Source organism: Niveispirillum sp. FG148 (assembly GCF_057809655.1).
The window spans coordinates 416814-442783 of record NZ_JBMDKJ010000001.1 but is presented as its reverse complement, the minus strand read 5'-3'; the positions used below and the strand labels follow the sequence as shown (position 1 = coordinate 442783).

At 67.7% G+C, this 25970-nt stretch carries 19 protein-coding genes; 11 read left to right on the top strand and 8 right to left on the bottom strand.

Translation table 11 applies throughout. From position 1 onward, the window contains the following. Together ACODTW_RS01905 and ACODTW_RS01900 are read right to left on the bottom strand one after the other, a co-directional pair. On the bottom strand, positions 1-1048 hold a 1048-nt coding region (locus ACODTW_RS01905; protein ID WP_488944179.1), incomplete at its 3' end, for a two-partner secretion domain-containing protein. A gap of 30 nt (positions 1049-1078) precedes the next feature. Continuing rightward, entirely contained in the window at positions 1079-2707 is a 1629-nt protein-coding gene (locus ACODTW_RS01900) for a ShlB/FhaC/HecB family hemolysin secretion/activation protein (RefSeq protein WP_488944178.1), read from the bottom strand. 452 nt (positions 2708-3159) lie between these two features. Here ACODTW_RS01900 and ACODTW_RS01895 point away from each other — a divergent pair, with 452 nt between their 5' ends. Further along, positions 3160-5229: a PhoX family protein gene (locus ACODTW_RS01895; protein ID WP_488944177.1), complete on the top strand. Its 2070-nt coding sequence runs from the start codon at positions 3160-3162 to the stop codon at positions 5227-5229. Positions 5230-5397: 168 nt separating this feature from the next. Here ACODTW_RS01895 and ACODTW_RS01890 read toward each other — a convergent pair whose 3' ends face one another. Together ACODTW_RS01890 and ACODTW_RS01885 are read right to left on the bottom strand one after the other, a co-directional pair. After that, a complete protein-coding gene (locus tag ACODTW_RS01890; protein ID WP_488944176.1) occupies positions 5398-6960 on the bottom strand; it encodes an MFS transporter in 1563 nt (520 codons plus the stop codon). After that, positions 6957-8129, bottom strand: a complete 1173-nt coding sequence (locus ACODTW_RS01885) for an HlyD family secretion protein (RefSeq protein ID WP_488944175.1) — start codon at positions 8127-8129, stop codon at positions 6957-6959. The genes ACODTW_RS01890 and ACODTW_RS01885 overlap by 4 nt, the downstream gene beginning before the upstream one ends. 181 nt (positions 8130-8310) lie before the next feature. Between ACODTW_RS01885 and ACODTW_RS01880 the strand changes: the two genes are divergently transcribed. The 7 genes from ACODTW_RS01880 (at position 8311) to ACODTW_RS01850 (ending at position 16137) form a co-directional block, all read left to right on the top strand. Continuing rightward, a complete protein-coding gene (locus ACODTW_RS01880) occupies positions 8311-8775 on the top strand; it encodes a MarR family winged helix-turn-helix transcriptional regulator (protein WP_488944174.1) in 465 nt (154 codons plus the stop codon). 104 nt (positions 8776-8879) lie between these two features. Further along, positions 8880-10451, top strand: a complete 1572-nt coding sequence (gene cydD / locus ACODTW_RS01875) for a thiol reductant ABC exporter subunit CydD (RefSeq protein WP_488944173.1) — start codon at positions 8880-8882, stop codon at positions 10449-10451. After that, complete coding sequence (locus ACODTW_RS01870; RefSeq protein WP_488944172.1) at positions 10451-12130, top strand: amino acid ABC transporter ATP-binding/permease protein; 1680 nt, start codon at positions 10451-10453, stop codon at positions 12128-12130. Before cydD ends, ACODTW_RS01870 begins: the two co-directional genes overlap by 1 nt. A gap of 96 nt (positions 12131-12226) precedes the next feature. Beyond that, positions 12227-13801 (top strand): cytochrome ubiquinol oxidase subunit I, encoded by a 1575-nt coding sequence (locus tag ACODTW_RS01865; protein WP_488944171.1) that lies wholly within the window; start codon positions 12227-12229, stop codon positions 13799-13801. A gap of 5 nt (positions 13802-13806) precedes the next feature. Beyond that, complete coding sequence (gene cydB / locus ACODTW_RS01860; RefSeq protein WP_488944170.1) at positions 13807-14961, top strand: cytochrome d ubiquinol oxidase subunit II; 1155 nt, start codon at positions 13807-13809, stop codon at positions 14959-14961. Between the two features lie 24 nt (positions 14962-14985). Next, positions 14986-15102, top strand: coding sequence for a cytochrome bd-I oxidase subunit CydX (gene cydX, locus ACODTW_RS01855; RefSeq protein WP_488944169.1), 117 nt, complete (start codon positions 14986-14988; stop codon positions 15100-15102). 123 nt (positions 15103-15225) lie between these two features. Next, positions 15226-16137 (top strand): aldo/keto reductase, encoded by a 912-nt coding sequence (locus ACODTW_RS01850; RefSeq protein ID WP_488944168.1) that lies wholly within the window; start codon positions 15226-15228, stop codon positions 16135-16137. Here the strand turns inward: ACODTW_RS01850 and ACODTW_RS01845 are convergent. Further along, positions 16107-18590: an ATP-binding protein gene (locus ACODTW_RS01845; RefSeq protein WP_488944167.1), complete on the bottom strand. Its 2484-nt coding sequence runs from the start codon at positions 18588-18590 to the stop codon at positions 16107-16109. The genes ACODTW_RS01850 and ACODTW_RS01845 overlap by 31 nt on opposite strands. 199 nt (positions 18591-18789) lie before the next feature. Here ACODTW_RS01845 and ACODTW_RS01840 point away from each other — a divergent pair, with 199 nt between their 5' ends. The 3 genes from ACODTW_RS01840 (at position 18790) to ACODTW_RS01830 (ending at position 22557) form a co-directional block, all read left to right on the top strand. Then, a complete protein-coding gene (locus tag ACODTW_RS01840; protein WP_488944166.1) occupies positions 18790-19614 on the top strand; it encodes an alpha/beta fold hydrolase in 825 nt (274 codons plus the stop codon). A 100-nt stretch (positions 19615-19714) separates the two neighbouring features. Continuing rightward, entirely contained in the window at positions 19715-21046 is a 1332-nt protein-coding gene (locus tag ACODTW_RS01835) for an ATP-binding protein (RefSeq protein WP_488944165.1), read from the top strand. Continuing rightward, positions 21043-22557 carry a peptide ABC transporter substrate-binding protein gene (locus ACODTW_RS01830; RefSeq protein WP_488944164.1) on the top strand — a complete coding sequence of 505 codons (1515 nt, stop codon included), beginning with the start codon at positions 21043-21045 and terminating at the stop codon, positions 22555-22557. Before ACODTW_RS01835 ends, ACODTW_RS01830 begins: the two co-directional genes overlap by 4 nt. 32 nt (positions 22558-22589) lie before the next feature. On the opposite strand, the gene ACODTW_RS01825 is transcribed toward ACODTW_RS01830, so the two are convergent. From ACODTW_RS01825 to ACODTW_RS01815, 3 genes are read right to left on the bottom strand one after another with little or no spacing between them, the layout of a single operon-like run. After that, entirely contained in the window at positions 22590-23840 is a 1251-nt protein-coding gene (locus ACODTW_RS01825; protein ID WP_488944163.1) for an alginate export family protein, read from the bottom strand. Further along, the gene (locus ACODTW_RS01820) at positions 23837-25411 is read right to left on the bottom strand and encodes an MFS transporter (protein ID WP_488944162.1); all 1575 of its coding nucleotides are present in this window, start codon (positions 25409-25411) and stop codon (positions 23837-23839) included. Before ACODTW_RS01820 ends, ACODTW_RS01825 begins: the two co-directional genes overlap by 4 nt. Continuing rightward, complete coding sequence (locus tag ACODTW_RS01815; protein ID WP_488944161.1) at positions 25408-25827, bottom strand: DoxX family protein; 420 nt, start codon at positions 25825-25827, stop codon at positions 25408-25410. Before ACODTW_RS01815 ends, ACODTW_RS01820 begins: the two co-directional genes overlap by 4 nt. Between the last annotated feature and the right edge of the window lie 143 nt (positions 25828-25970).

The following is a 25970-nucleotide window of genomic DNA, read 5'->3' as shown; positions in this document are numbered from 1 at the left end:
GCTTCAGCGCACTGGTCGCGCCAACGGCCCCATCCAGGGCCACCTTGCCCTTGCCAGCGTCGGCGATCAGGGCGTTGGCGCCATTAACCGTGCCCGTGATGCGGATATCGTCACCGGCACCGCCGGCCGTCACCAGGGTGCTGTCACCCGTCAGCGTCACGGGACCCAGGACGCGGATATCGCCGCCGGCAGCAGCGCTGTTGTCCAGCGTGCCGCCCAGGGCGACGACGCCCAGCCCGCCATCCAGAACGATGTCGCCGCCATCCTGCCGGGCCGACCGGGCTTCCACCACGCCCGACATGTCGATGACATTATCGACAACGCGGGAGGCCGTCGCCGCCGACAGCAGGACGCTGCTGCCACGGACCAGGCCCGATTGAACGACGCGGGCACCATCGATGGCGGAGGACGCATCGAAGCTGATCAAGCCATCGCCGGCCAGATCCAGGGTAAAGCGCTGGGCCGCCCCCAGCGTGGCGCTGCCCAGCGTGGCCTGAATGGTGCCGCTGTTGCGCACCTGCGGGGCCACCAGGGCGGCCATGCCGGCATTGATGGTGCCGGCATTGGCGATGCTGGCGCCGGCCACAGGGGATGCGATGTCGAACCGGTAATCCCCGGCCAGGAACCGGTCATTGGCGATATCGGCCGTGGTGGCCACCAGCGCGCCTACATCCACGGACGAACCGGCGCCGAACAGGATGCCGTTGGGATTGATCAGAAAGATGCGGCCATTGGCGGTCAGGGCGCCGTCGATGCTGGAGGCCTGCCCCCCCGTCACGCGGTTCAGCGCCACGGAACCCGCCCCGGGCTGGACGAAACGCGTCGTCTCCCCGGCGGCGATGTCGAAGCCGCGCCAGTCGATGATGGCCTTGTCACTGCCCTGCCGCACCTCCAGCACCGAACCATCAGTGCCGAAACCGACGGTGCCGCTGATCACGGTCGGATCGGTCGGGTTGGCGGCAGCGGACCCGGCGAAGGCCAGGACCATGCCGGTCAGGGCGGTGCCGGCCAGCAGGCGGCCACGGGCGGAAATCATGTCACGAACCATGGGACATCCCCTCGGGCGCAAGCGGTCGGATCAGAAGCGGCTGGTGACGGAAACGAAGAAGCGACCATCCCGGTCGCCCTTCGTCGCCACGTCACGGCGCAAAGGTTTGGCGAACTGGACATCGGCAGACAGGCTGTCGGCCAAGTTGGCGCGCAGACCGACACCGACGGATGCCAGGTCCACGCCGTCCATGCGCGTCACCGGATCATCGTTCCAGACCTTGCCCTGGTCATAGAAACCATAAAGCTGGGCGGCCACCGCCTCGCCCACGGGCAGGGCGTAGCGCAGTTCCACCAGACCGGCGACACCCTCGTCACCCGACAATTCACCATCGTCGAAGGCCCGGCCGAAGGCGGCACCACCCAGCTTGAATTCCTCCGACGCCAGCAGGGCGCGGTCGGCGATCTGGGCCGACAGGGCGATGCGGGCCGACCAGCCCTCGCCCAGCGCCTGCACCCGCTCCGCATCCAGAGTCATGCGGGTGAAGTCCGACGATCCGGCGGCACGCGACTTGTTCAACGACCCGTCCGGCGTGGCGTTCAGCAGATCCAGGCCCCGCACGGCGCGCACGGCGATGCGGTTGGCCCCGCCGGCCTTGTCGACCAGCCGGTAATCGGCGCCGATGGACAGGGTACGCAGCGTGTCGGCCGCGAAACGCTGGCCGAAGAAGGCGGTGCGCGTCTCATAGGCGGTGAACTCGCTGTCGATGATCAGCGTCTGGGCCCGCGAGCGCACAAACGGATGGGCGGCGCGCAGGGTCAGGCTGTTGGACCGCGTGACCACATCCAGCACGGCCAGACTGTCGCCCGGTTCCCCACGCTGCACCGACGCGCGCACGCCGATCAGCGTGCCGGCGCTGCCCACGGCCTGATCCCAGGCCAGGGTCATGCCCTGCTGTTCTTCGGTATCCTCCAGCGCGGTGGTGCCGCTCAGCATGAAGCGGCCGCCATCACTGGCACCGTTGAACGCGACACCGGCCGTCAGCCGCCACGGACCGGTATAGACGGACCCGCGATTATCGATGCCGGCATAGGCCTGGACGACATCCTGTTCGATCTTCAAGGTCAGGGTGGTTCCGCCCGTCTGGCCGGCGGCCGGTGACAGGACGGCGCGGGCCTGGACGCCCGGCAGATCGTTGACCAGCAGCAGCCAGCGTTCCAGGTCCTGGATATTGACCGGTCCCTTGGTGGCCGTCAGATGATCCAGATAGGCCTGGACACGGCCCGTCTGGTTGCCGGCATCGCCATCGATGACGGTCTTGGCGACGTAGCCTTCAACGATGCGGATGGTGGCAACACCGTCGCTGATGCGCTGGGCCGGCACCACGGCCCGGGTCAGCACCCAGCCGGCCGCACGATGGCGGGCCGTAATCGCGTCGGCCGCCGCTGTGAGGTCGGCCAGTGTGATCTGGCGGCCCGTGATGCCGGCCGTAATGTCCTTATACGCGGCCTCACCCAGGACCGACCCGCCTTCGACCACCACCCTGGTCAGGGTCAAGGTCATGCCGGCGGCACCGGCAACCGCCGCGGCACCGGGCGTCGGCACAATCTCGATACCGCCCGACGATCCGGTGCGGGGGGCCGTCGGCGCCGGCAGATCAGGGCGGCGCGGCTCGGCCGCCGGCGGCAATGCCTGCTGCGCCGCAGCGGACAACACCATCAACATCGCCATGGCCGTACCGGCCGCCAAGGCCCCACCCGAACGACGGAGATGCCGCGAAGAATGCGCAATACCCATGGTTGCCGCCAACCTTCCCCAGTTTCCGAAGCGATGCGCCGCGAGCCGGCGTCCGCCAGGGCCGCCCCCAGGGGCAGCGTGAAGACAGACCATCCCCCGTCCATGTGCAGGAGATGCGCCTAAGCTGTCCTGGCTTCTAACGGGATTATGTTACGGATTCATGAGAGTTTCGGGATGTATAGGCGCTAAAGACAGCAGCAGATCGGATTATGCCCGGGAAGGCATTTCAAATTTGATCTATCTGTCAGATCAAAAAACTGACGCATAAACTTCATACATCTCCAAAATTATCGACTTGTTTATGGGTGTAGTTGATGCCCGATCCATGACACCCCCCCCGGTGTCAGCGACCTCTACATCCAGGGAGCAAGTCCGTGAGCCAGATCGACGTCCCCGAAATCGACCGCGACAACCTTGAAGAGCGCGGCATCGGCGCGGACAAGACCTTCGACAAGGTGCTGGAAGCCAGCGTCGGCCGCCGCCACTTCCTGCGCGGTTCGGCCGCCACGGCCGCGGCGTCCGCCGCCCTGGCCACGTCCGGCATTTTCCTGACGGGCAACGAGGCCCAAGGCGCCACCGCGGCCCTGACCTTCACGTCGATCGGCGAGTCCAAGGCCGACAAGGTGGTGGTGCCGACCGGTTATGAAGCCAACACCCTGATCCGCTGGGGCGATCCGCTGGTCCCCGGCCTGGCCCCGTTCGACCCGACCAAGCAGAGCCCGGCCGATCAGGCCAAGCGCTTCGGCTTCAACTGCGACATGGTCGCCATGTTCCCGGAACGGTTCGGCGCGCCGGCCAAGCTGGGCCGCCTGCCCTACCCGTCCTATCTGATGTGCGTGAACCACGAATACACGTCGGGCACGAACATGTTCCCGAACTACAGCGCCACAGAGAACGAGGCGCTGACGGAGATCGAGGCGCATGGTGTCAGCGTTCTGAACGCCCGTGTGCTGAACGGCCGCTGGACCTATGACGTCACGTCGCCCTACAACCGCCGCATCACCGGCACGACGCCGATCAAGATCACCGGCCCGGCCGCCGGCCATGCCAAGCTGAAGACCCCGGCCGACCCGACGGGCACCGTGGTGCTGGGCACTTTCAACAATTGCGCCGGCGGCTTCACGCCCTGGGGCACCTATCTGGCGGCGGAAGAGAATTTCGACCAGTATTTCGCCAACCGGTCCAAGATCACGGACGCCAAGGTGGCGCTGGATCACCAGGACTACACGATCACGTCCGGCGCCACGGGCCGCAAGTGGGAGAATTACGTCGCCCGCTTCGACTGCGCCAAGGCGGAGGGCGTGAACGAGCCCTACCGCTTCGGCTGGATGGTCGAACTGGACCCGTATGATTCCACCTCGCAGCCCAAGAAGCGCACTGCCATGGGCCGCTTCAAGCATGAGGCTGCGACCATCGCCCTGACCAAGGGCACCAACAAGGTCACCGCCTATTCCGGCTGCGATACGACCTTCGAATATGTCTACAAGTTCGTGTCGTCGGGCACCTACAATGCCACCAACCGCGCCGCCAACATGGACCTGCTGGAAAACGGCACGCTCTACGCCGCCCGCTTCAATGCCGATGGCACGGGCGTGTGGCTGCCGCTGGATCTGAACGATCCGGTATCGGGTCCGCTGCTGGCCGCCTCCACCTATCCCGATGGCACCAAGCGCTTCCAGACCCAGGCCGACGTGCTGATCAACAGCCGCCGCGCCGGCGACGCCGTGGGCGCCACCCCGATGGACCGCCCGGAGGATCTGCAGGCCCCGGTCGATGATGACTTCTACGGCAACGGGAAGATGTACATCGTCCTGACCAACAACAGCAGCCGTCAGGCCGCCACCAGCACGGCCACCTATGCCAGCAGCGCCCGTTCCGGTGCCGGTCGCGGTGTGCCGGCCAAGGCCGATGCCGCCAATCCGCGCGGCCCCAATCGCACGGGCCACATTGTCGAGGTGACGGAGACCGGCGCCAACCACGCCGCCACCACCTTCACTTGGCGCATCTTCCTGCTGGCGGGCGACCCGGCCGCGGCCACGGGTGCGGTCGACAACAATGCGCTGAACGGCATGTCCACCTTCACCGGTGACCGGTTCGGTTCGCCTGACAACATCACTTTCGACAATAGCGGCAATATCTGGATCGCCACGGACGGCACGCCCAGTTCCTATCCGTTCAATGACGGTCTCTACGCCGCCCCGCTGACGGTCACGGCCGTCCAGCCGGTGCCGGTGAAGCGCTTCCTGGCGGTTCCGGCCGGGGCGGAATGCTGCGGCCCGCTGCTGTCGCCGGACAATACCTCGCTGTTCGTCGCCGTCCAGCATCCGGGCGAGGATGTCAGCGGCGTCTATGACAACAGCCAGTCCAAGTGGCCGGATGGCGACTATCCGCGCCCGTCCGTCGTGTGGGTCCGCCGTACGGATGGCGGCCGCATCGGGTCGTAAGAACAAGCCCCCGACTGGGGCCACGGCCACCGGTCAAAAGACCGGTGGCACGGCGGCGACCGCCGCCGCGCGGCACATGCCGCGTAAGCCAAGCCAACGGATGTTGGCGCCGGCGCTTGAGGTACAGCAAAACTAAACAACCCGCCCGTCGCAAGACGGGCGGGTTTCCTATTTTCGCGCCGGGTTCAAGGGTCCGTTGGGTGTCGGCCCGATGAAGGCCACCAGGAAGATGGCGACCAAGGCGATGAAGAAGCACAGCCAGAAGCCATCGATATAGGACAGCACCGTCGCTTGCCCCTGCACCATGGCCGATAGGGTAGTCAGCGCCCGGTCGGCACTGCCCAGCTTGTGCGTCAGGCCGGACAGGGTGGCCGTGACCGTAGGGTCGCCCTTCAGGACGTGCTGCCCGATCAGGTTGGAATGGACCTGTTCGGACAGGCGCAGCCAGGTGCTGGTCAGCGCCGTGGCCATGACCAGCCCGTCGATGCGCAGCACCTGGATATAGGCGGAGATGGAGGTGGCGCGCGCCGGATTGCTGTTGGCCAGCGACAGGATGACGATGGGCAGGAAGGTCAGGCAATGACCGATGGCCTGCAACAGCACCATGCCGGTGAAATCCTCCGTCCGCCATTCATTGGTCAGGCGCGTGCCCCACAGGGCGGAGATGGCAAAGCAGGTCAACCCGACAATGACCATATAGCGCCCATCGATACGGCCCAGCAGCCAGACCGCCACCGGCATCAGCAGGAACAGCGGGGCCGCCCCCCAGGCCATCAGCAGCGGGCCCGACTGCTCGGGTCGCAGATGCGCAACATTGGCGAGGAAATTGGGCACCAGGGAGGAGTTGGAGGCCGAGGTGAAGGTGTAGAGGAAGGCCACCAGCAAGAAGATGCCGACATTGCGCGACAGCACAACCGACAGGCTGGCCCAGGGCTGCTTCACCAGCGCTTCATTCACGAAGAACAGCGCCATCAGCACCGCACCACCGGCCAGGAAGCTGACTACCAGGCCCGATTCCAGCCAGTCCAGCCGGTTGCCATGGTCGAAGCCGATATAGAGCATGGCAAGCCCGCTGCCGAACAGCAGCATGCCGCCCCAGTCGGCATCGGCCAGCAGACTGCGGTTCACCGGTTCCGGCGGCGCGCCGTACCAGGCACACAGGGCCATCAGCGGCGCCAGCACGACATCCTGCCAGTAAAGCCACTGCCAGCCCCATTGCGCGGTATAGAGCCCCACCAGTTCCACCCCGGAATTGAGCGTGAAGGCCTGACGGAAGACATAGACGGCAATGCCCGCCACCCACCATTTCATCGGCAGATTGCGCAGGATGACGGTCAGTGTGGCCGGCACGAACAGGCCCAGCAGCAGCCCATGCAGCATGTGCGCGGACACCAGATAGGGCCAGTGTATCAGGGGCATGATCAGCGACAGCCCGGCATAGAGCAGGGTCGGCGCCACCAGCACGCGGCGCACACCGAAGACCGTGACCAGCCAGGCGACACAGGGCGCGATCAGGATCTGCGGGGCCAGGGCCGCCGTGGACAGCCACGCCCCTTCATCCTGGCCCAGCCCCAGCGCCCCGCGCAGATCCGTCAACCCGACGGAGAACAGGCGCGTGTTGAACCCCGTCATATAGGCGCCCAGCAGCACGGCCAGCACGACCAGCAGCGGGTGATGCGACCGCCGGCCGACGGAGATGGGACCGGAGGAGACGATGGCGGGGGCGGTCATGATGATGTGCCCACCTGGATGCGGGTTTCCACCGACATGCCGGGGCGCAGCCGGTCAACCAGGGGCTGGCCGGGATCGAATTCGATGCGCACGGGAATGCGCTGCACCACCTTGGTGAAATTGCCCGTCGCATTGTCGGGCGGCAGCAGGGCGAAGGTGGCGCCGCTGGCCGGGGCCATCTGGGCGACATGGGCGTGCAGCACGGCGCCGGGGAACATGTCGACGCGGACCTCCACCGGCTGACCGGGAGCGACGCGCGTCAACTGCGTTTCCTTGTAATTGGCGGTGACATGCACGGATGGCAGGGGGACGACAGCGACCAGGGCCGCGCCGACGCCGACATAGTCACCGGCCTGCACATTCCGTTCCCCCACCACCCCGTCGAACGGGGCAACGACGCGCGTATAGGACAGGCGCAGCCTCGCCGCCGTCAGGGCCGCCTCCGCCGCGGCCAGTTCGGCCTGGCGCTGCTGTTCCTGACCACGCAGCACATCCAGTTGCCGGCGTTGGGCCTGGGCAAAGGCGTCGGCGGCGTGGACATCGGCGCTGGCCTTGTCATGGTCGGCGCTGGCCTGTTCCAGCTTCTGCTTCGTGCCGACCAGCCCCAGGCGCAACAGGTCCTGCTGGCGCGCGGCTTCCAGGCCCGTGCGCTTTTCACCGGCACGGATCGACTGCACCTGTGCATCGGCCTGGGCGATGGCGGCCTGCTGCAGGGCCATCTGGTTGGACAGGTTGGCCAGGGCCGCCCGCGCGCCGGCCACGGACGCTTCCGCCTGTGCCACCGCGGCCTGAAACTCCGCCGGGTCCAGTTCCATAAGCAGATCGCCCGCCCGCACCGGCTGGTAATCGGCCACGGCCACGCGCGCCACCGTTCCGGCGATGCGCGCGCCCAGCCGGGTCACATCGGCCCGGATGGTGGCATTGTCCGTCACCTGGGCATCCGCCCCGCCCACCCAGCCGTCCCAGCGCGCCGATGCCAGCAGCGCCAGGGTCGCCACCGACCCCACGGCCAGCAGCGGTACCGCGATGCGCGCCAGACTGCCCACCAGCGCCGATCGCGGCTTGGCCCCCAGGGCACCGGGCCCGTGGTCACGGGGGCTGGACGGGTTGCCAACCGGCGTCGCCTGGGGATTGACGGCTTCTTTGATCGGCAGGGGCGCGACGGACATGCTGACTTTCTCTCGGGAGGATATATGTTTTGTGTACTGATATTCAGTATGCTGAATATGTTCTGGCGAAGCCGCTTCGTGAATCGCGCATCCGGCATGGCCGGGTTCCGCCGCATGCAGACGCGACAGGGCGGCGGCGACAGGATATTGAATGAAAGGAACACGGATGGCGGCAGCGGTGATGACAAAGAACCAACAATTGCTGGAGGAACTGCCCGGCTTCCTGATCCGGCGGCTGGGTCAGATTTCCACGGCCCTGTTCCTGGAAGAAACGGCGGGCCTGGATCTGACGCCGCCGCAATTCGGCGTGCTGCTGGTGATCGCGGCCCAGCCGGGCCGCGATCAGACCTGGCTGTCCTGCCGCACCGCGCTGGACCGCACCACCATCACCGGCATCCTGGACCGGCTGTCGGCGCGTGGTCTGATCCGGCGGGAGGTGGACCCCAGCAACCGCCGCGCCCGTCTGCTTTATCCCACGCCGGACGGGCTTGCCCTGGTCGAACAGGCGCGCGGACCGGTGGACCGGACGACGGCGCGCGTGCTGGCGCCGCTGTCGGCGGCGGAGCAGGAAACCTTCCTGACCCTGCTGCGACAACTGGTCGACGCCAACAATGACCATAGCCGCGCGCCAATGCGGCAGGGCTGATGCGCTGACCATGGGCGGGACATGTTGTCTCCCTTGCCCTTGCCGAATGGTTCGGGACGGTCCATGAATGCGCCCGCCTTCCGGATGGGCTTTGACCAGCAGAGATGAAACGACACCGCGCCCCGACACCGACCAACCAGACCCTGCGGTCGGCCGCCCTTGCCCAGGCCCTGGCGGCGATGCTGTGGATCGGACAGGCGTGGCTGCTGGCCGATGCGGTGCGGCACCTGACGTTGGCGGATGCCAGCATGACGGCCATATTGCCACACGCGGCCGGCATCGCTGCCATCGGCATCCTGCGCGCCCTTCTGGATAGCGTTGGCGGGCGGCTCGCCTTCCACGGTGCCCGGCGCATCCTGTCGGACCTGCGCCGCGACGGGGTGGCATCCATCACGGGCCGCGCGCCGCTGGACCCATCCCTGCCACCGTCGGGTCACGTCGCCGGTCTGCTGGCCGAACAGGCGGAGGCGGTGACGCCCTTCCTGCAACGTTATGTGCCTGTGCGCTGGCGGTTGATGCTGGTGCCGCCCGCCATCCTGCTGGTGGTGGGCTGGCTGTCCTGGCTGGCCGCCCTGATCCTGCTGGTCGCGGCCCCGCTGATCCCGCTGTTCATGGCCCTGATCGGCATCCGGGCCAAACGCGCGTCGGAGGAACAGTTGCAGGCCGTGGGCGGCATGAATGGCCTGCTGATGGACCGGCTGCGCGGCCTGCCCACCATCCGCGCGCTGTCGGCCGTGGATGGGGTGGCCGACCGCATCGGCGGTCTGGCGCAACGGGTGCGGCGACAGACCATGGCTGTGCTGCGCATCGCCTTCCTGTCCTCCGCCGTGCTGGAACTGTTCTCCGCTGTCGGTGTAGCCATGGTGGCCGTCTATATCGGCTTCCATCTGCTGGGCACGGTGGGTTTCGGCACCTGGGGCGGGCAGCTGGACCTGGGCCAGGGCCTGTTCATCCTGCTGCTGGCACCGGCCTTCTTTGAACCGCTGCGCGACCTGTCCGCCGTCTGGCATGACCGCGCCAATGGGGAGGCCGCCATCAAGGCGCTGAAGGCACTGACCGGCGCTGAGACGCCCCCGGCCGCCGCCGCCGCCATGGCGGAGACAGGCGACGGTGTCACCGTCACTGCCCTGCATTTTGCCTATCCCGGTGCCGCCCCCCTGTTCCAAGGCCTTGACCTGCGTATCGAACCGGGCGAGCGCGTCGCCCTGTTCGGCCCGTCCGGCTGCGGCAAGTCCACCTTGCTGGCGCTGCTGGCCGGCCTGTTATCGCCCGATGCCGGCCAGGTCGGGCGCGCGGGCGCTGTCGGCTGGATCGGTCATCGCCCCTATCTGCTGAACGCCTCGCTGTCGGCCAATGTCACCCTGGGTCGAAGGGGGTTGGACGCCCGACCCCTGCTGCAAACGCTGCTGCCCGACCATGATCCCGCCCGCCGGGTGGGGGAGAATGGTGTGGGCCTGTCGGGCGGGGAACTGGTGCGGCTGGCCCTGGCCCGTGCCCTGGCCGATCCGCAGGCCAACCTGATCCTGGCGGACGAGCCGACGGCGCATCTGGATGCCGATACGGCCCGGCAGGTGGCCGACGCCCTGATTGCGGCCACCGCCGGCCGCACCCTGATCGTCGCCACGCATGACCCGCTGCTGGCCGCGCGCATGGATCGCGTCGTGGAGATGGCGTGATGTTCCGCGACCTGCTGACCATCCTGACCCTGTTCCGCCGTGCCGCCGGCCGGCCCATGTTGGGGGGCGTGCTGCTGGCAAGCCTGACGGCCCTTGCCGGTGTGGCCCTGTTGGGCCTGTCGGGCTGGTTCATCACGGCAACGGGCATGGCCGGAGCCGTTGCCGCCACCGCGCTGGCCTTCGACACCTTCCGCCCCGGCGCCGGCGTGCGCTTCCTGGCCCTGTTGCGTACGGGCGGCCGCTATGCCGAACGGCTGGTGACGCATGAGGCGACGCTGGCCGTCATCGCCGATCTGCGCGTACGCATGTTCCGCACGGCCGCCCGCCCCGGTCTGGCCCGCGCGCTGGCGCAGCGGCCGGGCCGGCTTTTGTTCCGCATCACGGGCGATCTGGATGCGCTGGACACGCTGTATCTGCGTCTGCTGGTGCCGCTGTCGGTGCTGGCCCTGCTGTCACTCGCGGTCGGCACCGGTCTCTGGTTCCTGATCGGCCCGTGGGGGCCGGTGCTGGCCCTGGTCCTGCTGGGCACGGGCCTGGCCCTGCTCTTCTGGCTGGCAGGCGCCAGCCGCGGGCCGGGTGGTAAGCGGGCCATCCTGCTGGAAGCCCTGCGCCTGCGCCTGCTGGACCTGACGGCGGGCCGTGTGGACTGGCGGATGGCGGGACGGCTGGACGCCATGGCCGCCCTGACCCTGGATGCCGACCGCCGTCTGGCCCAGGCCGATGACCGCCTGAACCGCATGGACGTGTCGTCGGGCCTGATCCAGTCCCTGGCCGCCACCGGCCTGCTGGTCAGCGGGCTGCTGCTGGCGGCCTGGATGGTCGCAGACGGGCGGATTGAGGCTGGTGGGGCCACCCTGCTGCTGCTGACCACCATGGCCATGGTGGAACCCCTGGCCCTGCTGCGCCGGGGCGGGGTGGAACTGGGTCGGCTGCTGCGTGCCGCGCGCCGCGTCGCCGCCGATCTGGCCCCGGCACCCGCCATCCGTGTCAACACCCCGCCCACGGGGCTGGCCGTACAGTTAGACGGCGTGCATTTCCGCCATGACGGCGCGACGGCACGCCTGTTCGACGGTCTGTCCCTCACCGTGCCCGCCGGCCAGCATGTGGCCCTGATCGGTGGCAGCGGGGCTGGCAAATCCAGCCTGATCGCCCTGCTGACGGGGGAAGCGGCCCCGCAGTCAGGGTCGGTTGGCACCCTGGACTGGTCCCTGATGGGCCAGCGCGTCGACCTGTTCCAGGACGATATCCGCGCCAACCTGCGTCTGGCCGATCCCACCGCCGATGACGATCGTCTGTGGCAGGTGCTGCGTCTGGCCGGGCTGGAACGAGTCGTGCGCGAAATGCCGGCCGGACTGGATACGCCCCTGACGGAGGGGGGGGCCGGCCTGTCATCGGGTCAGCGCCGCCGTCTGGCGCTCGCCCGTTTCCTGTTGCAGGACAAGCCCTTGTGGCTGCTGGACGAGGTGACGGAAGGCATCGACCTTTCTGTCGCAGGGGAGATTTTGACAAAACTCAAAGAGTTGGGTGCCAACCGAACTATTCTCACTGTCACGCATTTGCGGCGTGAGGCGGCCCTGGCCGACCGGTTGATCCGGTTGCAGGGTGGGAAGCCAGTTCTGGATGTGGTGCGGGGCACCCCGGCCTTTGAGGAGGCGATGTCGACCCTGCGCCCGGACTGACCCCTTGCTTCCTCACGCCCCTGAATGAGGGGGCCCCGCCATCGGGACGGGGCCCGGCAGTGGGGAGCGCCGGCACGCGCCCGGCGACGAAAAAGAATGGAACTGGACATTGTCGGGCTGTCGCGCCTGCAATTCGCGCTGACCGCCCTCTATCACTTCCTGTTCGTACCCTTGACCCTGGGCCTTTCCATCATCGTGGCGATCATGGAAACGGTCTATGTCATGACCGACCGCCCCATCTGGCGGCAGATGACGAAATTCTGGGGCAGCCTGTTCGGCATCAATTTCGTGCTGGGCGTGGCCACCGGCATCACCATGGAATTCCAGTTCGGCATGAACTGGTCCTATTACAGCCATTATGTCGGTGACATTTTCGGCGCACCGCTGGCCATCGAAGGGCTGATGGCCTTCTTCCTGGAAGCCACCTTCGTCGGCCTGTTCTTCTTCGGCTGGGACCGGATGACCAGGGTGCAGCATCTGGCCGCCACCTGGGCCGTCGCCATCGGCTCCAACTTCTCGGCCCTGTGGATCCTGATCGCCAATGGCTGGATGCAGAACCCGGTGGGGGCCGTGTTCAATCCGGCCACCATGCGCATGGAAGTGTCCGACTTCTACGCCGTGCTGTTCAACCCCGTGGCCCAGGCCAAGTTCGTGCATACGGTGTCGGCCGGCTATGTCACGGCGGCGGTGTTCGTGCTGGGCGTTTCGTCCTGGTATCTGCTGAAGGGCCGGCATGTGCTGCTGGCCAAGCGGTCCATGGCCGTGGCCTGTTCCTTCGGGCTGTTGTCGTCGCTGTCGGTCGTCGTGCTGGGCGATGAAAGCGGCTATCTGGCGACCGAACATCAGAAAATGAAGCTGGCCGCCATCGAGGGCATGTGGGAAACCGAACCCGCCCCGGCCAGCTTCACCGCCATCGGCTTCCCCGACCAGGCGGCGCGGGAGACGCACCATGTCTTGCAGATCCCCTGGGCGCTGGGCCTGATCTCCACCCGGTCGCTGACCACGCAAGTGTCCGGCATCAACGATCTGGTGGCCCATGGCAAGCAGCGGGTGCAGAACGGCATCCTGGCCTACGACGCCCTGCAAGCCATCCGCGCCGCCAAGGGCGTGGACAAGGCCGACCCCGCCGTGAAGGCGGCGTTCGAGGAATATGGCCGCGACCTGGGCTATGCCTATCTGCTGAAGCGCTATGTCGATGATCCGCGTCAGGCGACGGCGGAACAGATCGACAAGGCGGCCTGGGATCTGGTGCCGCAGGTGGCACCGCTGTTCTGGTCCTTCCGCCTGATGGTCGGGCTGGGCTTCTTCTTCATCGCCCTGATGGCGGCCTTTTTCTGGCAATCGGCACGGCAACGGCTGGGCCAGCCGCGCTGGCTGCTGCAACTGGCCGTGCTGGCCATCCCGCTGCCCTGGATCGCGGCGGAACTGGGCTGGGTCGTGGCGGAATTCGGCCGCCAGCCCTGGATCATCGAAGGCGTGCTGCCCACGGCGCTGGCCGTGTCCAGCCTGGGCGTGACCGACCTGCTGCTGACCATTGCCGGCTTCACCCTGTTCTACAGCGTGCTGTTCGTGGTGGAGATGGCGCTGATGGTCCGCGCCATCAAAAAGGGACCGGAACCGGATGAAGACCTTCCGGCCCCGGCCGCTGTCGCCCTTCAGGGCGCGGAGTGACGATCATGATCCTGCATGAACTTCTGAGCTATGAGACGCTGCGCCTGATCTGGTGGGTGCTGCTGGGCGTGCTGTTGATCGGGTTCGCCGCCACCGACGGGTTCGACATGGGCAGCGCCATCCTGCTGCCCTTCGTCGGCCGCGACGATGTCGAACGCCGCACCATCATCAATGCCGTCGGCCCCGTCTGGGAAGGCAATCAGGTCTGGTTCATCCTGGGGGGCGGGGCCATCTTCGCCGCCTGGCCGCCGCTTTATGCCGTGTCCTTCTCCGGCTTCTATCTGGCCATGTTCGTGGTGCTGGCGGCCCTGATCCTGCGCCCTGTCGCCTTCAAGTACCGGTCTAAGCGGCCGGATGCCGGCTGGCGGACCGCCTGGGACTGGGCCCTGTTCATCGGCGGCTTCGTGCCGGCGCTGATCTTCGGCGTGGCCGTGGGCAATGTGCTGCAGGGCGTGCCGTTTCATCTGGACGATGATCTGCGCGCCTTCTACACGGGCAGTTTCTTCGGCCTGCTAAACCCGTTCGCGCTTCTGTGCGGGCTGCTGTCGGTGGCGATGCTGACCATGCATGGCGCGGCCTGGCTGGCCCTGAAGACGGACGGGGCCGTGGCGGCCCGTGCCCGCACCATCGGCATGGCCGCGGCACCCTTGTCCACGGCTTTGTTCGCGCTGGCCGGGCTGGCGCTCTATCTCTGGGTTGACGGGTTCCGCATCACCAGCGACATCGCCCCCGCCGGCCCGTCCAACCCGCTGTTGAAAAGTGTTTCCACCGCCCCCGGCCTGTGGTTCGGCAATTATGCCAGCATGCCCTTCCTGCTGATCGCACCTGCGCTGGGGCTGGCGGGGCCGCTGCTGGTCTGGGCGGGTCTGCGAGCACAGCGGGAGGGGGTGACCTTGATCCTGTCGGGCCTGTCGCTGTTCGGCATCATCGCCACGGTCGGCGTGTCGATGTTCCCCTTCATCCTGCCCAGTTCAACACAGCCGGTCAGCAGCCTGACGGTCTGGGACAGTTCATCCTCGCACCAGACCCTGTTCATCATGCTGGTGGTGACGCTGATCTTCCTGCCCCTGGTCCTGGCCTATACGGCCTGGGCCTACCGCATCCTGTGGGGCAAGGTCGATGCCGCCGCCATCCGCCAGGGCCAAGGCCATCATTACTGAACGCGACGCAAAAGGAGACCGATCATGTGGTATTTCGCCTGGATGCTGGGCCTTCCCCTGGCCGCCGCCTTCGCCGTCCTGAACGCCATGTGGTTCGAGATGCGGGAAGATGCGGCGGAGCGGGGTCGGCCGCAGGGCTGACCCCGAACCAACCGGACCGGTCACGCCCCCTGTCGCCTTGCTGCCAGGGGGCGTTGCATTTCCGGGCTTGAAGCAGCCCGCCCACCTTCCCTATGAAGAAGGCCGCCCAATCGGAGAGCCCGCATGCACACCCTGACCATCCGCCGCGACAACCGTCCCTTCATCGACGGTGTCCCGCCGTTGTCGCCGATGGGCTGGGGCATGTGGCGGTTCAAGGGGGATGACGTGGCCGCCGCCCGCGCCCTGGCCGATGCCGCGCTGACGATCGGGATCACCCTGTTCGACACGGCCGACATCTATGGCGCCGACACGCCGGCCGGATTCGGTTCGTCAGAGGCCCTGTTCGGCCGCGTCTTGGCCGAAGCGCCGGACCTGCGCTGCCGCATCATCCTGGCGACCAAGGGCGGCATCATCCCCGGCATCCCCTATGTCTCGCGCGGAGACTATCTGATCCGGGCCTGCGAAGCGTCCCTGAAGCGGCTGAACACGGACGTGATCGACCTCTATCAGGTTCACCGCCCCGACCTGCTGGCGCATCCGGCGGAGGTGGCGGCAGCCCTGGACAAGCTGCGCCGCGACGGCAAGATCCGGGCGGCCGGCGTATCCAACCATACGCCGGCCCAGGTCGCGGCCCTGCAGGCGCATCTGCCCTTCAAGCTGGTGTCGATCCAGCCGGAATTTTCCGCCGCCGCAACCTTCACGCTTTTCGACGGCGTGATGGATCAGGCGATGGAGCGGGGGCTGGCGGTGCTGGCCTGGTCACCGCTGGCCGGCGGGCGCCTGCTGGGGGCAGCAGGTGATGCCCGCACGGCGGCCACCATCGCCCAACTGGACCGTATCGCCCAGGCGCAGGGCGCCAGTCGCGCCGCCGTGGCCTATGCCTGGGTCATGGCCCATCCGGCCGCCCCTGTGCCCCTGATCGGCAGCCAGAACCCGCAGCGTATCCGCGACGCGGCTGACGCCTTCACGGTCACCCTGACCGATGCTGACTGGTACGCAGTGCTTCAGGCATCAATGGGCGCGCCGCTGCCCTGATCGTTCTGCGCCAGATAGGCCGCATAGCAGTCGCCCAGCGTCGATATCAGCGCCTCCGGGCTGTCACCGGCCTCCGGTTCCCCCACGGGGCCCAGGCCTTCCAGTACTTGCTGATGCACGGCCAGTTCCGGGCCTATCCTGTTCAGGCCCAGTTCGCGGACCAGCATATCCCCCATCGCGGCCATGCGCCGGGCCAGGGACGTCTGGCCCAGTCGCAACAGGACCAGGGCCCCGCGCTCCAGTGTCCATGCCTGGCTGTAGGTGTATTTGATGACCAACTCGCAGGCTGCCTCCGCCTGCACCACCGCTTCCCGCAGCCGGCCGGCGATGAGAAGATAGGAGGAGAGATTGGCCTTCAGCGTATGATCGACGGCCGGCGGCAGGACCCCATCGAACGCCAGCCCTTCCCGCGCCGCCGCCACAGCCCTGTCAATATCGCCCGCCACGAATTCGACATCGGCTAGCCGCAACAGGATGATATATCGTTTCAGATCATGGCGTTCTGCCAGGCCCAGGGCATGTGCAAACCGCCGCCTTGCCTCGCCCAAGTCCCCGTGATTGGCCTTGAAGGTACCGGAAAGGGTCAGGGCTCTGACCTCGTCGCCCCAATGTCCATTGCGCTGCGCCACGGCCAGTGCCTCATCCCACAGGGCAAAGCAGCCGGCGGGATCGCCCGTATAGCGGCGGAGAAATCCCGCGGACAGGTAGGCATCGAACAGGCGGCCCGGCGCCCCATCCCCGTCGCGCAGCGCCGCCAGCGCCGCATCCAGTTCCTCCCGCACATAGCGTTCGCGGTCGGAATGATAGGGCAGACGGATGGGGAAGGATTCGCCATAAAGCGCCAGACCCAGCTGCGCACGCACGGCCGGTGGCGTGTCGGGCCCACACAACCTCCACGCCAGTTCCAGATAGCGCACGCCTTCGGTATAAAGGCCCCGCAGGTTCCAGTATCGCGCGCTGTCCAGGGCTAATTGCTGCCCCAGAACGACATCGCCGCCGCCCAACGCCCAGGTCAGGACATTGTGGATGTCGGCGGCATCCAGGGCACCCAGCGAGTAACGGGCGACCCGGGCCACGGCCTCCCGTTCCCGCTTCCGCAACTCGCCGGTCAGCCACGCTGCCAAGCGCTGGCGCAAACCCTCGCAGTCGATCAGCCCCGGATTGCGGGCCATCACATGGTCGCGCACCGTTTCCAGCAGACGCATGCCTGGGCGCTGTGTCTGCAGGGGCCCGGCGACCAGTGACCGGGAGACCAGACTGGCCACCAGTCCCGGCACAGCGATGGGCGCCAGCGGGGCCTGACCACAGACGGTCACTGCCGCATCGACGGTCCAGCTTTCGGCAAAGACGGCCAGCCGGCCCAGCAGCAACGCCTCCTCCTCCGACAGCAGGTCGATGCTCCAATCCAGCATGCGGCCCAGATTGTCGTGACGATAGCCGGCAATGTCCGGCAGGGGCACATCGCGCAGGCGCCCTTCAAAGACACCCGCCACCCCCTCCACCGTGCCGTCGCGCAGCAGCGCTGCCAGCAGCAGCAGGGCCAGCGGCAGGCCGTCCAGATGCCGGCACAGGCGCGCCAGGGCCGGCATCTGCGCGTCGTCCGGGTCCGGCCGCCCCGGGACCCTCTGTTCACGCAAGACCAGCCGCACAGCGTCATAGTTCCGGATGGCTGCCGGATCGGTGACCTCCGGCGGCGGGCACCCCAGGGGGCATAGATGCAGCAGCATCTCGCCCCCCAGGTTCAGCGGCTCCCGGCTGGTCAGCAGCATCTGCACGCCGGGACAGGCGCCCAGGATGGCTTCGGCAAACTCGCACACCTCGTCCAGCAGATGTTCGGCATTGTCCAGCACCATCAGGACGGGCTGGCCGGCCAGGGCACCGATCAGCGCCTCCATCACCCCGACGCCCAGCAGATTGACCGACAGGGCCGCCGCCGCGGCCACCGGGATCAGGCCGCGTTGCCGCAGGGCCGCCAGATCCAGATGGACAACGCGCATCCCCTGGCATTCGGCTGCCGCCGCCAGCGCCAGCCGGGTCTTGCCGACACCGCCGGGGCCGACAATGCTGACCAGCCGTGACCGCGACAGCAATTCCTTGACCCGTTCCAGGTCGCCCGCGCGCCCCACAAGCAAGGGTCCGTCGGGGGCGGTGCTGTGCGGCGGCCCCGGTGCCAGCGATATCGCCAGCCGATAGCCGCTGCCCGGTACATTTTCGACGGCATCATCCCCCAATGCCCGGCGCAGGGCCCGGATCTGCACCCGCAGATTGCCGGCGGCCACGGTCGTCCTTGGCCAGACGCGGGCAATCAGACCATCGGCGGGAACCGGTCGCCCATCTGCCTGCGCCAGGGCCAGCAAAAGATCGAAGGCGCGATCGCCCAGGGAAACGACCGCCCCATCGCGCAGCAACTGGCGGCGCACCGGGTCCAGCAGATATCGCCCCTGGTTGTCCAACAATGGCCCCCTGAAAGATTTCCGTAATGAATAGAGGCGTTTAGCGATGAATGACCCATCTGATAACCGAATTTATTTATTTTAACACCACTTTTGCCCGTTCTCTGACTGAATTGTTTTCCTGCCGACCCCGCCGGAAACCCATCCGGGATGGGGCAAATCGGCATTCAGCATGCCTGCACCTACCCGGAGAACGACCATGGGCACGATCATCACCGATGACGGCACGCAGATTTATTACAAGGACTGGGGCAACGGGCAGCCGGTGGTGTTCTGCCACGGCTGGCCGCTGAATTCGGACAGCTGGGAAAACCAGATGTTCCATCTGGCCAGCAACGGCTATCGCGCCATCGCGCATGACCGCCGCGGCCATGGGCGGTCCAGCCAGCCCTGGCACGGGCACGACATGGACACCTATGCCGACGATCTGGCCCAGCTGATGGAAACGCTGGATCTGCGCGACGCCGTTCTGGTCGGCTTCTCCACGGGCGGGGGCGAAGTGGCGCGCTATATCGGTCGCCATGGCCGGGCGCGCGTCGCCAAGGCCGTGCTGGTCGGGGCCGTGCCGCCGCAGATGCTGAAGACCGACGCCAATCCCGGCGGCCTGCCGATGGAGGTCTTCGACGGTATCCGCGCCGGCAGCCTTGCCGACCGGTCGCAGCTTTACAAGGACATCGCGTCCGGCCCCTTCTTCGGCTTCAACCAGCCGGGGGCCAAGCCGTCGCAGGGCATGATCGATGCCTTCTGGATGCAGGGCATGATGGCCAGCCACAAGGCCACTTATGACTGCATCAAGGCCTTCTCCGAGACGGACTTCACGGAGGACCTGAAGAAGTTCGACCTGCCCACCTTGATCGTGCATGGCGATGCCGATCAGGTTGTGCCGATCGATGCCGCCGGCAAGGCTGCGGCCAGGCTGGTGCCGCACGCTGTCCTGAAGATATATGAAGGCGGGCCGCATGGCGTAACGGATACGCATAAAGACAGGCTGAACGCCGACCTTCTGGCCTTCATCCAGGGCTGAGGTTAAAGTACCGGTCCCTGTCGGTCGGGTGGGGACCGGTATCCCTTCAACGGATATCGTCAACAGGCGGGACGCGATGCACCGGGATGCGAGCCGTGGGATGCCGGATGGCCACCGGGCGGAACTGACCATCGGCGCTTACCGGTTCGACCGGGCCAGCGGCCGCCTGACCAGCCGCGCCGGCATGCCGGTGCCGCTGGGACGCCGTGCCGCCGCCATGCTGTCGGTCCTGGCCGAAAATGACGGGCAGGAAGTGTCCGCCGCCGATCTGCTGCACCGTGTCTGGCCCGGCCAGATCGTGGACCCGGCCAATGTCGCGGTACAGATCTCCGGTCTGCGGGCGGCCATTGGTGACAGTGACGGATCGGTGATCCTGACTGTGCATGGCCGCGGATACCGTCTGGCCGTTACCGCCCCGCTGCGGTCCTCCCGTTCCATCGGCAACATCCCGCTGACGCTGACCCCCCTGTCCGGGCGCGACGTCGCCCTTGCCAATGTCGTGAAGCGGGTCCGGCGTGACCGGCTGCTGGTCATCACCGGCCTGTCGGGCACGGGCAAGACAAGGCTGGCCTGTGCGGCGGCCCATGCCATGGCGGTCGATTATCCCGACGGGCAATGGCTGGTCGACCTGTCCAGCCTGGTGCTGACCGACGGGGAGGGTCTGGCCCTGCGCATCGGGGCCACACTGGGATTGCGGCCATCATCCGATCCGGTCGCGGCCGTCACCGACGCGCTGAAGGACCGTCAATGCCTGCTGCTGCTGGACGGGGTGGAGATGCTGGCCGACGCGGCGCTGGATCTGGTCCGGCGCGTGCTGGATGATTGCCCGGGCGTCGGGCTGCTGCTGACATCGCACCTGACCCATCGGCCGCTGAAGGCGCATTGCGTGCGGCTGTCGCCCCTGTCGCTGGCAGTGGAAGACGCGGCGGGGCCGGCACCGGCCGCCAGTCTTTTCCTGGAAGCGGCCAGTGCCGCCGGCATGGATATCGCCGATGACGCCCTGGCCGGCCCGGCCATCGCCCGCATCTGCCAGCATGTCGGCGGCGTGCCGCTGGGGGTGGAAATCGCCGCCCGCGCAGCCAGCCGTCTGGGTCTGGCGGCGGCGGACGATGCCAGCCGCGACCCGCTGCGCGCCCTGCCCGACCTGCGCCGGCCGGGCCCGGCGCGTCATCGTTCCATCGCGGCGGCCATGGGCTGGGCCTTCGGCCTGCTGACCCTGGCCGAACGCCATGCCCTGCGCGTGCTGTCGGCCTTTCCCGTCGATTTCTCGGTCGATGAGGCGCTTCAAGCCCTTGACCGGGCCGATCCGTCAAAAGCCCGTTGCGGTCTGGGCCTGTTGCATGGCAAATCCATGCTGGAGCGCAACGGCGACCGTTTTACGCTGAATCCGCTCGTCCGTGCTTGCGCCCTCAGCCCCGCGACGCCCCCATGATGCGACTGCCCCGCCTGCCCGCCCTGGTCCTGTCGGCCCTGCTGGCCATGAATGTCCAGGCGGCAGCGCCGCTGCGTGTCGCCATCGGGCCGGAACCGGACAGCCTGGACCCGCATCGCGGCACCAGTCTGGGCACGGCGCGGCTGCTGCTGGATCTGTGCGAAGGATTGCTGACCCGCGATGCCGATGGGCGGGCCGTCCTGGGCATGGCGGCCCGCCGGGACGTTTCGGCGGACGGGTTGACCCATGTCTTCCATCTGCGTCCCGACGCCCGCTGGTGGAACGGGGAACCGGTGACGGCGCAGGATTTCGTGCGCGGCTGGCGCCGGGCCGTCGACCGGGCCACCAGTTCCCCCGTTGCCGACCTGATGGATGTCCTGGAAAATGCGCGGGAGATCCGGCTGGGCGCGCTGCCGCCGGACCGGCTGGGCGTGCAGGCGGCGGATGCGCAGACCCTGGTCGTGCGGCTGGCCCGCCCCACCTCCGATCTGGACCTTGTCCTGTCCCACCGCATCAGCCTGCCCGTCCACGGCCCCACCTTGCAGACCAGGGGCGCGGACTACGCGGCCCCGGCCAACCTGATGTGCAACGGCCCCTATCGTCTGCTGGAACACCGGTTGCAGGACCGTTACAGCCTGGTCCGCAACCCGTCCTACTATGCTCCCGTCGGTGCGGAGCGGGTCGACATGATGATTGTCGATCAGGCGGAGGCGGAGTTGACGCGGTTCCGCGCCGGCGAACTGGACATCACCAGCACGGTGCCGACACCCATGGTGGAATGGGTCCGCGCCAACATGCCGGCCAATCTGCATATCTATCCGTGGACGGCGCTGGCCTATCTGCTGGCCAACCCGGCCGGGCCATGGCGCGACAATCCGGCCCTTCTGGAAGCGCTGGCCCTGGCGCTGGACCGTGAACAGCTGACCATGAACACGCAGGGCCGCGCCGTGCCCGCCGATCGGCTGGTGCCCCCCGAGCTGTGGCAGTTCCCGGTACCACCGGCCGAAGGGGTACCCGGCGATGCACGGCGTCAGGCCGCGCGTGACGCCCTTGCCCGCGCCGGCTTTGGCGAGGGCAAGGCGCCGCCGCGCATTGAACTGATGCACGCGTCCACCGATGTTGTCCGCCGGCGCGTGGTCGCCATCGCCGCCCAATGGAAGCAGGTGCTGGGCATCGATACCGATCTGGTGCCGGTAGAAGCCCGACTGGTGACCGCCAATATCAAGCAGGGCACCTACAAAGGGTTCGCGCTGAACACCTGGATTTCCTATTCCCCCTTCTACGCGCTGGCCCCGTTCCTGCCCCCCGATGCCCGGATCAACGCCACCGACAGCCGGGAACAGGAGGCGGAGATCAGGGGGTTGGAGCAGACGGTGCTGGACAGCCATCACGTCGTCCCCATCGCCTTTGCCAGTTCGCTGCACATGGTGGCGCCGCGGGTGACGGGCTGGAAGGACAATGTCTCCGACATCCATCCCGTGCGCCTGCTGGGTGTCACCGCCACGCCCTGACCCTTCCCTGACAGCCCGCAGGTCGCGGGCTGTCACAGTGACAGGCCCAGTTCCACGCCGGCCATGCGGATGGTCCGGGCCGGGCCTGTCGCCGCCAGGAGGCGGCCCGGCTCAAACACGGAAAAGGACGCGGCCAGGGACAACCCATCCTTTTCCCAGCCCAACACCATCTCCGCCTGGTTGCCGACATGGCGGCCGGCCTGTGGATTGGTGGGGCGCAGCAAGGCGCCCGGCAGGCTGTAGACCCCGTCCCCCCGGCTTTCCCGCCAATAGGCGATGGCCGCCAGTTGCAGGTCGAAGCCGCCGCCCAGATCCAGTTCCAGGCCGGGATGCAGGTTGACCATGTTGCGCGGCCCGATGGGCGTCAGCTCCCCGAAATATTTGGCCCGCGGGTAGAGCGGGTTGAAGGTGCCCAGCCGCCCGTCGCCCGGATCATGGTCGCCGCTGGCGATGTTGGCGCGCAGCAGCAGGCGCGGCGACAGCGGCATCCCCGCCAGGACATAGCCCGTCTCGCTGGCCAGCGACCAGGCCCGGATGTCGGTGCCGGCGAAATGCCCGCGCTGGATCATGGCTTCCCAGTTCCAGGACCAGGCATCGCGCGTGCCGGACAGGCGCATCCCTGCCGTCCGCCGCCTTTCCCGCCCCCTGCCCTGGGCATAGCGGGCATTGTCCTGGCCCGTGAACAGCAGATACAGGTCCATCGCCCCAAAAGCCCCGTTCAGCGTGCCATAGGCACCGGACAGGCGGCGGCCCGGCGCCGGCCCGTCATCGAAATCCCCCTGGCTGGTGGCGATGGGCCGTTCAGCCAGAATGTCGGCCTGCCAGTCGGCACCGGACAGGGTCAGGCGACCGCCCTGATAGGGCTGCGGGACATTGGCGCCATAGCGGCGGCCGACCAGCCGTTCCGACCCCAGCTTCAGCATCTCCCGCCCGGCCGTGGCCGACAGGGTGACATCCTCCGCCCGCAGCAGATCCGCCCCCACCGTCGCTTCCAGCAGGTCCAGCCCCGTGCGGTCGGGCGGGCCGGGATCGGCGCGCAGGCCATGGACCGTGGCGGCAAGGACCCGCAGGTTGGCCCGCAGCCCGTCCCCCTGATAGCGCAGCCAGGGCATGGCGCGCTGGAACAGATAGGCATCGGCCGGATCGTCGGTCGCATCGGAATGGTCCAGGTCCTCCCAGCGCAGGCGCAGGTCGATGCCCCCCGTCACCCCATCGGCCGGCGCCGCCCCTGCCGACAGGGGGATCAGCACGGCGGTCAGCAGCACAAGCAGACGATAGCTCATAAAGGCGCGATCAGGTGGCGGACGACGGGCGGCTCCGGTCCCAGATGGAAAGCCTTCACGGCTTCCTGGTTCTCCCGGTCGGCATGGGTGACGCGGTCATGCTGGCGCAGATGTTCCAGCCAGCTTTCCAGCACGAAACTTTCCAGCATGCGACCCGGTTCCGCCGCATCCTCATACAGCCCCCAGCTCAACGCCCCGTCGCGGTGGCGGATACGACGCAGGGACTGCATGGCGGCGGTGAAGTCGGCCGTGCGCGCCGGGTCGATGCGGTATTCGACCGTGATCATCACCGGCCCCCGGTCCACCGGTGCCTCCCCGGCCACGATGGGAGCCGGCCAATGGGCGGACGGGGCCAGATTGCCCGCCATGTCGCCGGCGATGCGCCAGCGCAGCGCCAGGCCCAGGGCCAGCACCATGCCGGCTGCCGCCAGCAGCAGCGTCTGCTGGATGCCGACACGGCCCGCCACCCAGCCCCAGCCCGTGCTGCCCGCCGCCATGGAACCTTGGAAAACCAGCAGATTGATGGCCAGCGCGCGGGCCTTCACCCAGGCCGGGGCCGACATCTGGGCTGCGACATTGAAGCTGGACAGCATGGTGATCCAGGCCATGCCGGCAAAGGTCAGCGCCAGGGCCGCCTGCGCGAAACCATGGGCAAAGGCCATGCCCACACAGACCAGCGCAAACAGCAGGCTGGCCCCGATGGTCAGGCCATTGGGCCCGACATGGTGGCGGATGCGCGGCAGCAGCACGGCCCCGCCAATGGCGCCCAGCCCCATGCAGCCCAACAGCGCCCCATATTCCGCCGCCCCCAGCCCCAGTTCACGCCGCGCAATGATGGGGATGAAGGCCCACAGGGCGGATGCAAACAGGAAGAAGCCCGCCGACCGGATCAGCACGGTACGCAGCGCGGGCGAATGGCGGACATAGCGCGCACCCGACCGCAGCGCCCCCACGAACCGTTCCGCCGGCAATGTCGGTGCCGCCACCTGACGGCGCCAATGCAGCAGCACTGCCGCCACCCCCAGCACCGACAGGGCGTTCAGGGCGAAGACAGCGGCCGGGCCGGAAGCGGCAATGATGAACCCGCCCAGCGCCGGGCCGATGGCGCGGGAGATATTGATGCCCAGACTGTTCAGCGCCACGGCTTCGGGCAGCACCTCGCGCGGCACCAGTTCCGGCACGATGGCCTGAAAGGCCGGCGATGACAAAGCGGCCCCGACGGCCAGCGCAAAGGTCAGGGCCAGCAGCAGACCGGGCCCAGTAATCCCCTGGAACGTCGCCACGGCCAGCAGCCCGGCACAGAGCAGCGCCCAGAACTGCGCCCCCAGCAGCAGCCGGCGCCGGTCGATAATATCGGCCAGCGCCCCACCGGGCAGGGCGAACAGGAACATGGGCAGGGTCGTGGCCGCCTGGACCAGGGCCACCATGATGGGCGCGTCCGACAGGCTGGTCATCAGCCAGCCGGCCCCCGCATCATGCATCCAGGTGCCGATATTGGACACGATGGTGGCGATCCACAGCGCCCGGAACAAGGGCAGGCGCAGGGGGCTTTGGGGCTTTTCCGCCGTCACATCCGCCTCCGCCTGTGGGTCAGCACGGCCACCAGGACCAGCCCGCCGATCAGGCCCGCATGTTCCAGAAAGGTGTTGCGCTCGTGAAAGCGGGCCATGGGGTCGGCGATGTCCCAGAATGGATGCGCGATCAGCGTCGCCACCGCCGTGAACACGCCCAGCGCCCCCGCTCCCAGCCAGGCGAACCGCCCGGCAATCACGGAAGCCGACCCGCCCAACTGCACGATCAGGGTGGCGATGACGGTCAGCCAGACCGGCTCCAGCCCGAAATGCGCGGCCTCTGCCAGGGCTCCATCCAGGTCCAGCAGCTTGGCAATGCCGCTGGTCCAGAACGGCAGGGTCAGCAGGACACGCCCGCCCAGGTTCAGGACGGGGCTTTCCAGCAGGGCGGATAGGGGGGCGGGGGTGTCGCGCATGAGCAGGACTTTCATGGCTGTACGCAGCACGATCTTTTCATGCCGCGCTGCTTTGTGCCTCCCCCGCGAAAGCGGGGGTCCAGGGGCCATCAGGAAAGACGCTGGGGATCAGATGGTCAGTGGCCAATCAATGTCGGGCATTT

What these genes read in the sequence shown, in the direction of transcription:
- ACODTW_RS01900 (WP_488944178.1), bottom strand. Translation starts at nt 2,707, where the DNA reads ATGGTGTTGTCCGCTGCGGCGCAGCAGGCATTGCCGCCGGCGGCCGAG.
- ACODTW_RS01890 (WP_488944176.1), bottom strand. Translation starts at nt 6,960, where the DNA reads ATGACCGCCCCCGCCATCGTCTCCTCCGGTCCCATCTCCGTCGGCCGG.
- ACODTW_RS01885 (WP_488944175.1), bottom strand. Translation starts at nt 8,129, where the DNA reads ATGTCCGTCGCGCCCCTGCCGATCAAAGAAGCCGTCAATCCCCAGGCG.
- ACODTW_RS01880 (WP_488944174.1), top strand. Translation starts at nt 8,311, where the DNA reads ATGACAAAGAACCAACAATTGCTGGAGGAACTGCCCGGCTTCCTGATC.
- cydD (WP_488944173.1), top strand. Translation starts at nt 8,880, where the DNA reads ATGAAACGACACCGCGCCCCGACACCGACCAACCAGACCCTGCGGTCG.
- ACODTW_RS01870 (WP_488944172.1), top strand. Translation starts at nt 10,451, where the DNA reads ATGTTCCGCGACCTGCTGACCATCCTGACCCTGTTCCGCCGTGCCGCC.
- ACODTW_RS01865 (WP_488944171.1), top strand. Translation starts at nt 12,227, where the DNA reads ATGGAACTGGACATTGTCGGGCTGTCGCGCCTGCAATTCGCGCTGACC.
- cydB (WP_488944170.1), top strand. Translation starts at nt 13,807, where the DNA reads ATGATCCTGCATGAACTTCTGAGCTATGAGACGCTGCGCCTGATCTGG.
- cydX (WP_488944169.1), top strand. Translation starts at nt 14,986, where the DNA reads ATGTGGTATTTCGCCTGGATGCTGGGCCTTCCCCTGGCCGCCGCCTTC.
- ACODTW_RS01850 (WP_488944168.1), top strand. Translation starts at nt 15,226, where the DNA reads ATGCACACCCTGACCATCCGCCGCGACAACCGTCCCTTCATCGACGGT.
- ACODTW_RS01840 (WP_488944166.1), top strand. Translation starts at nt 18,790, where the DNA reads ATGGGCACGATCATCACCGATGACGGCACGCAGATTTATTACAAGGAC.
- ACODTW_RS01835 (WP_488944165.1), top strand. Translation starts at nt 19,715, where the DNA reads ATGCCGGATGGCCACCGGGCGGAACTGACCATCGGCGCTTACCGGTTC.
- ACODTW_RS01830 (WP_488944164.1), top strand. Translation starts at nt 21,043, where the DNA reads ATGATGCGACTGCCCCGCCTGCCCGCCCTGGTCCTGTCGGCCCTGCTG.
- ACODTW_RS01825 (WP_488944163.1), bottom strand. Translation starts at nt 23,840, where the DNA reads ATGAGCTATCGTCTGCTTGTGCTGCTGACCGCCGTGCTGATCCCCCTG.
- ACODTW_RS01815 (WP_488944161.1), bottom strand. Translation starts at nt 25,827, where the DNA reads ATGCGCGACACCCCCGCCCCCCTATCCGCCCTGCTGGAAAGCCCCGTC.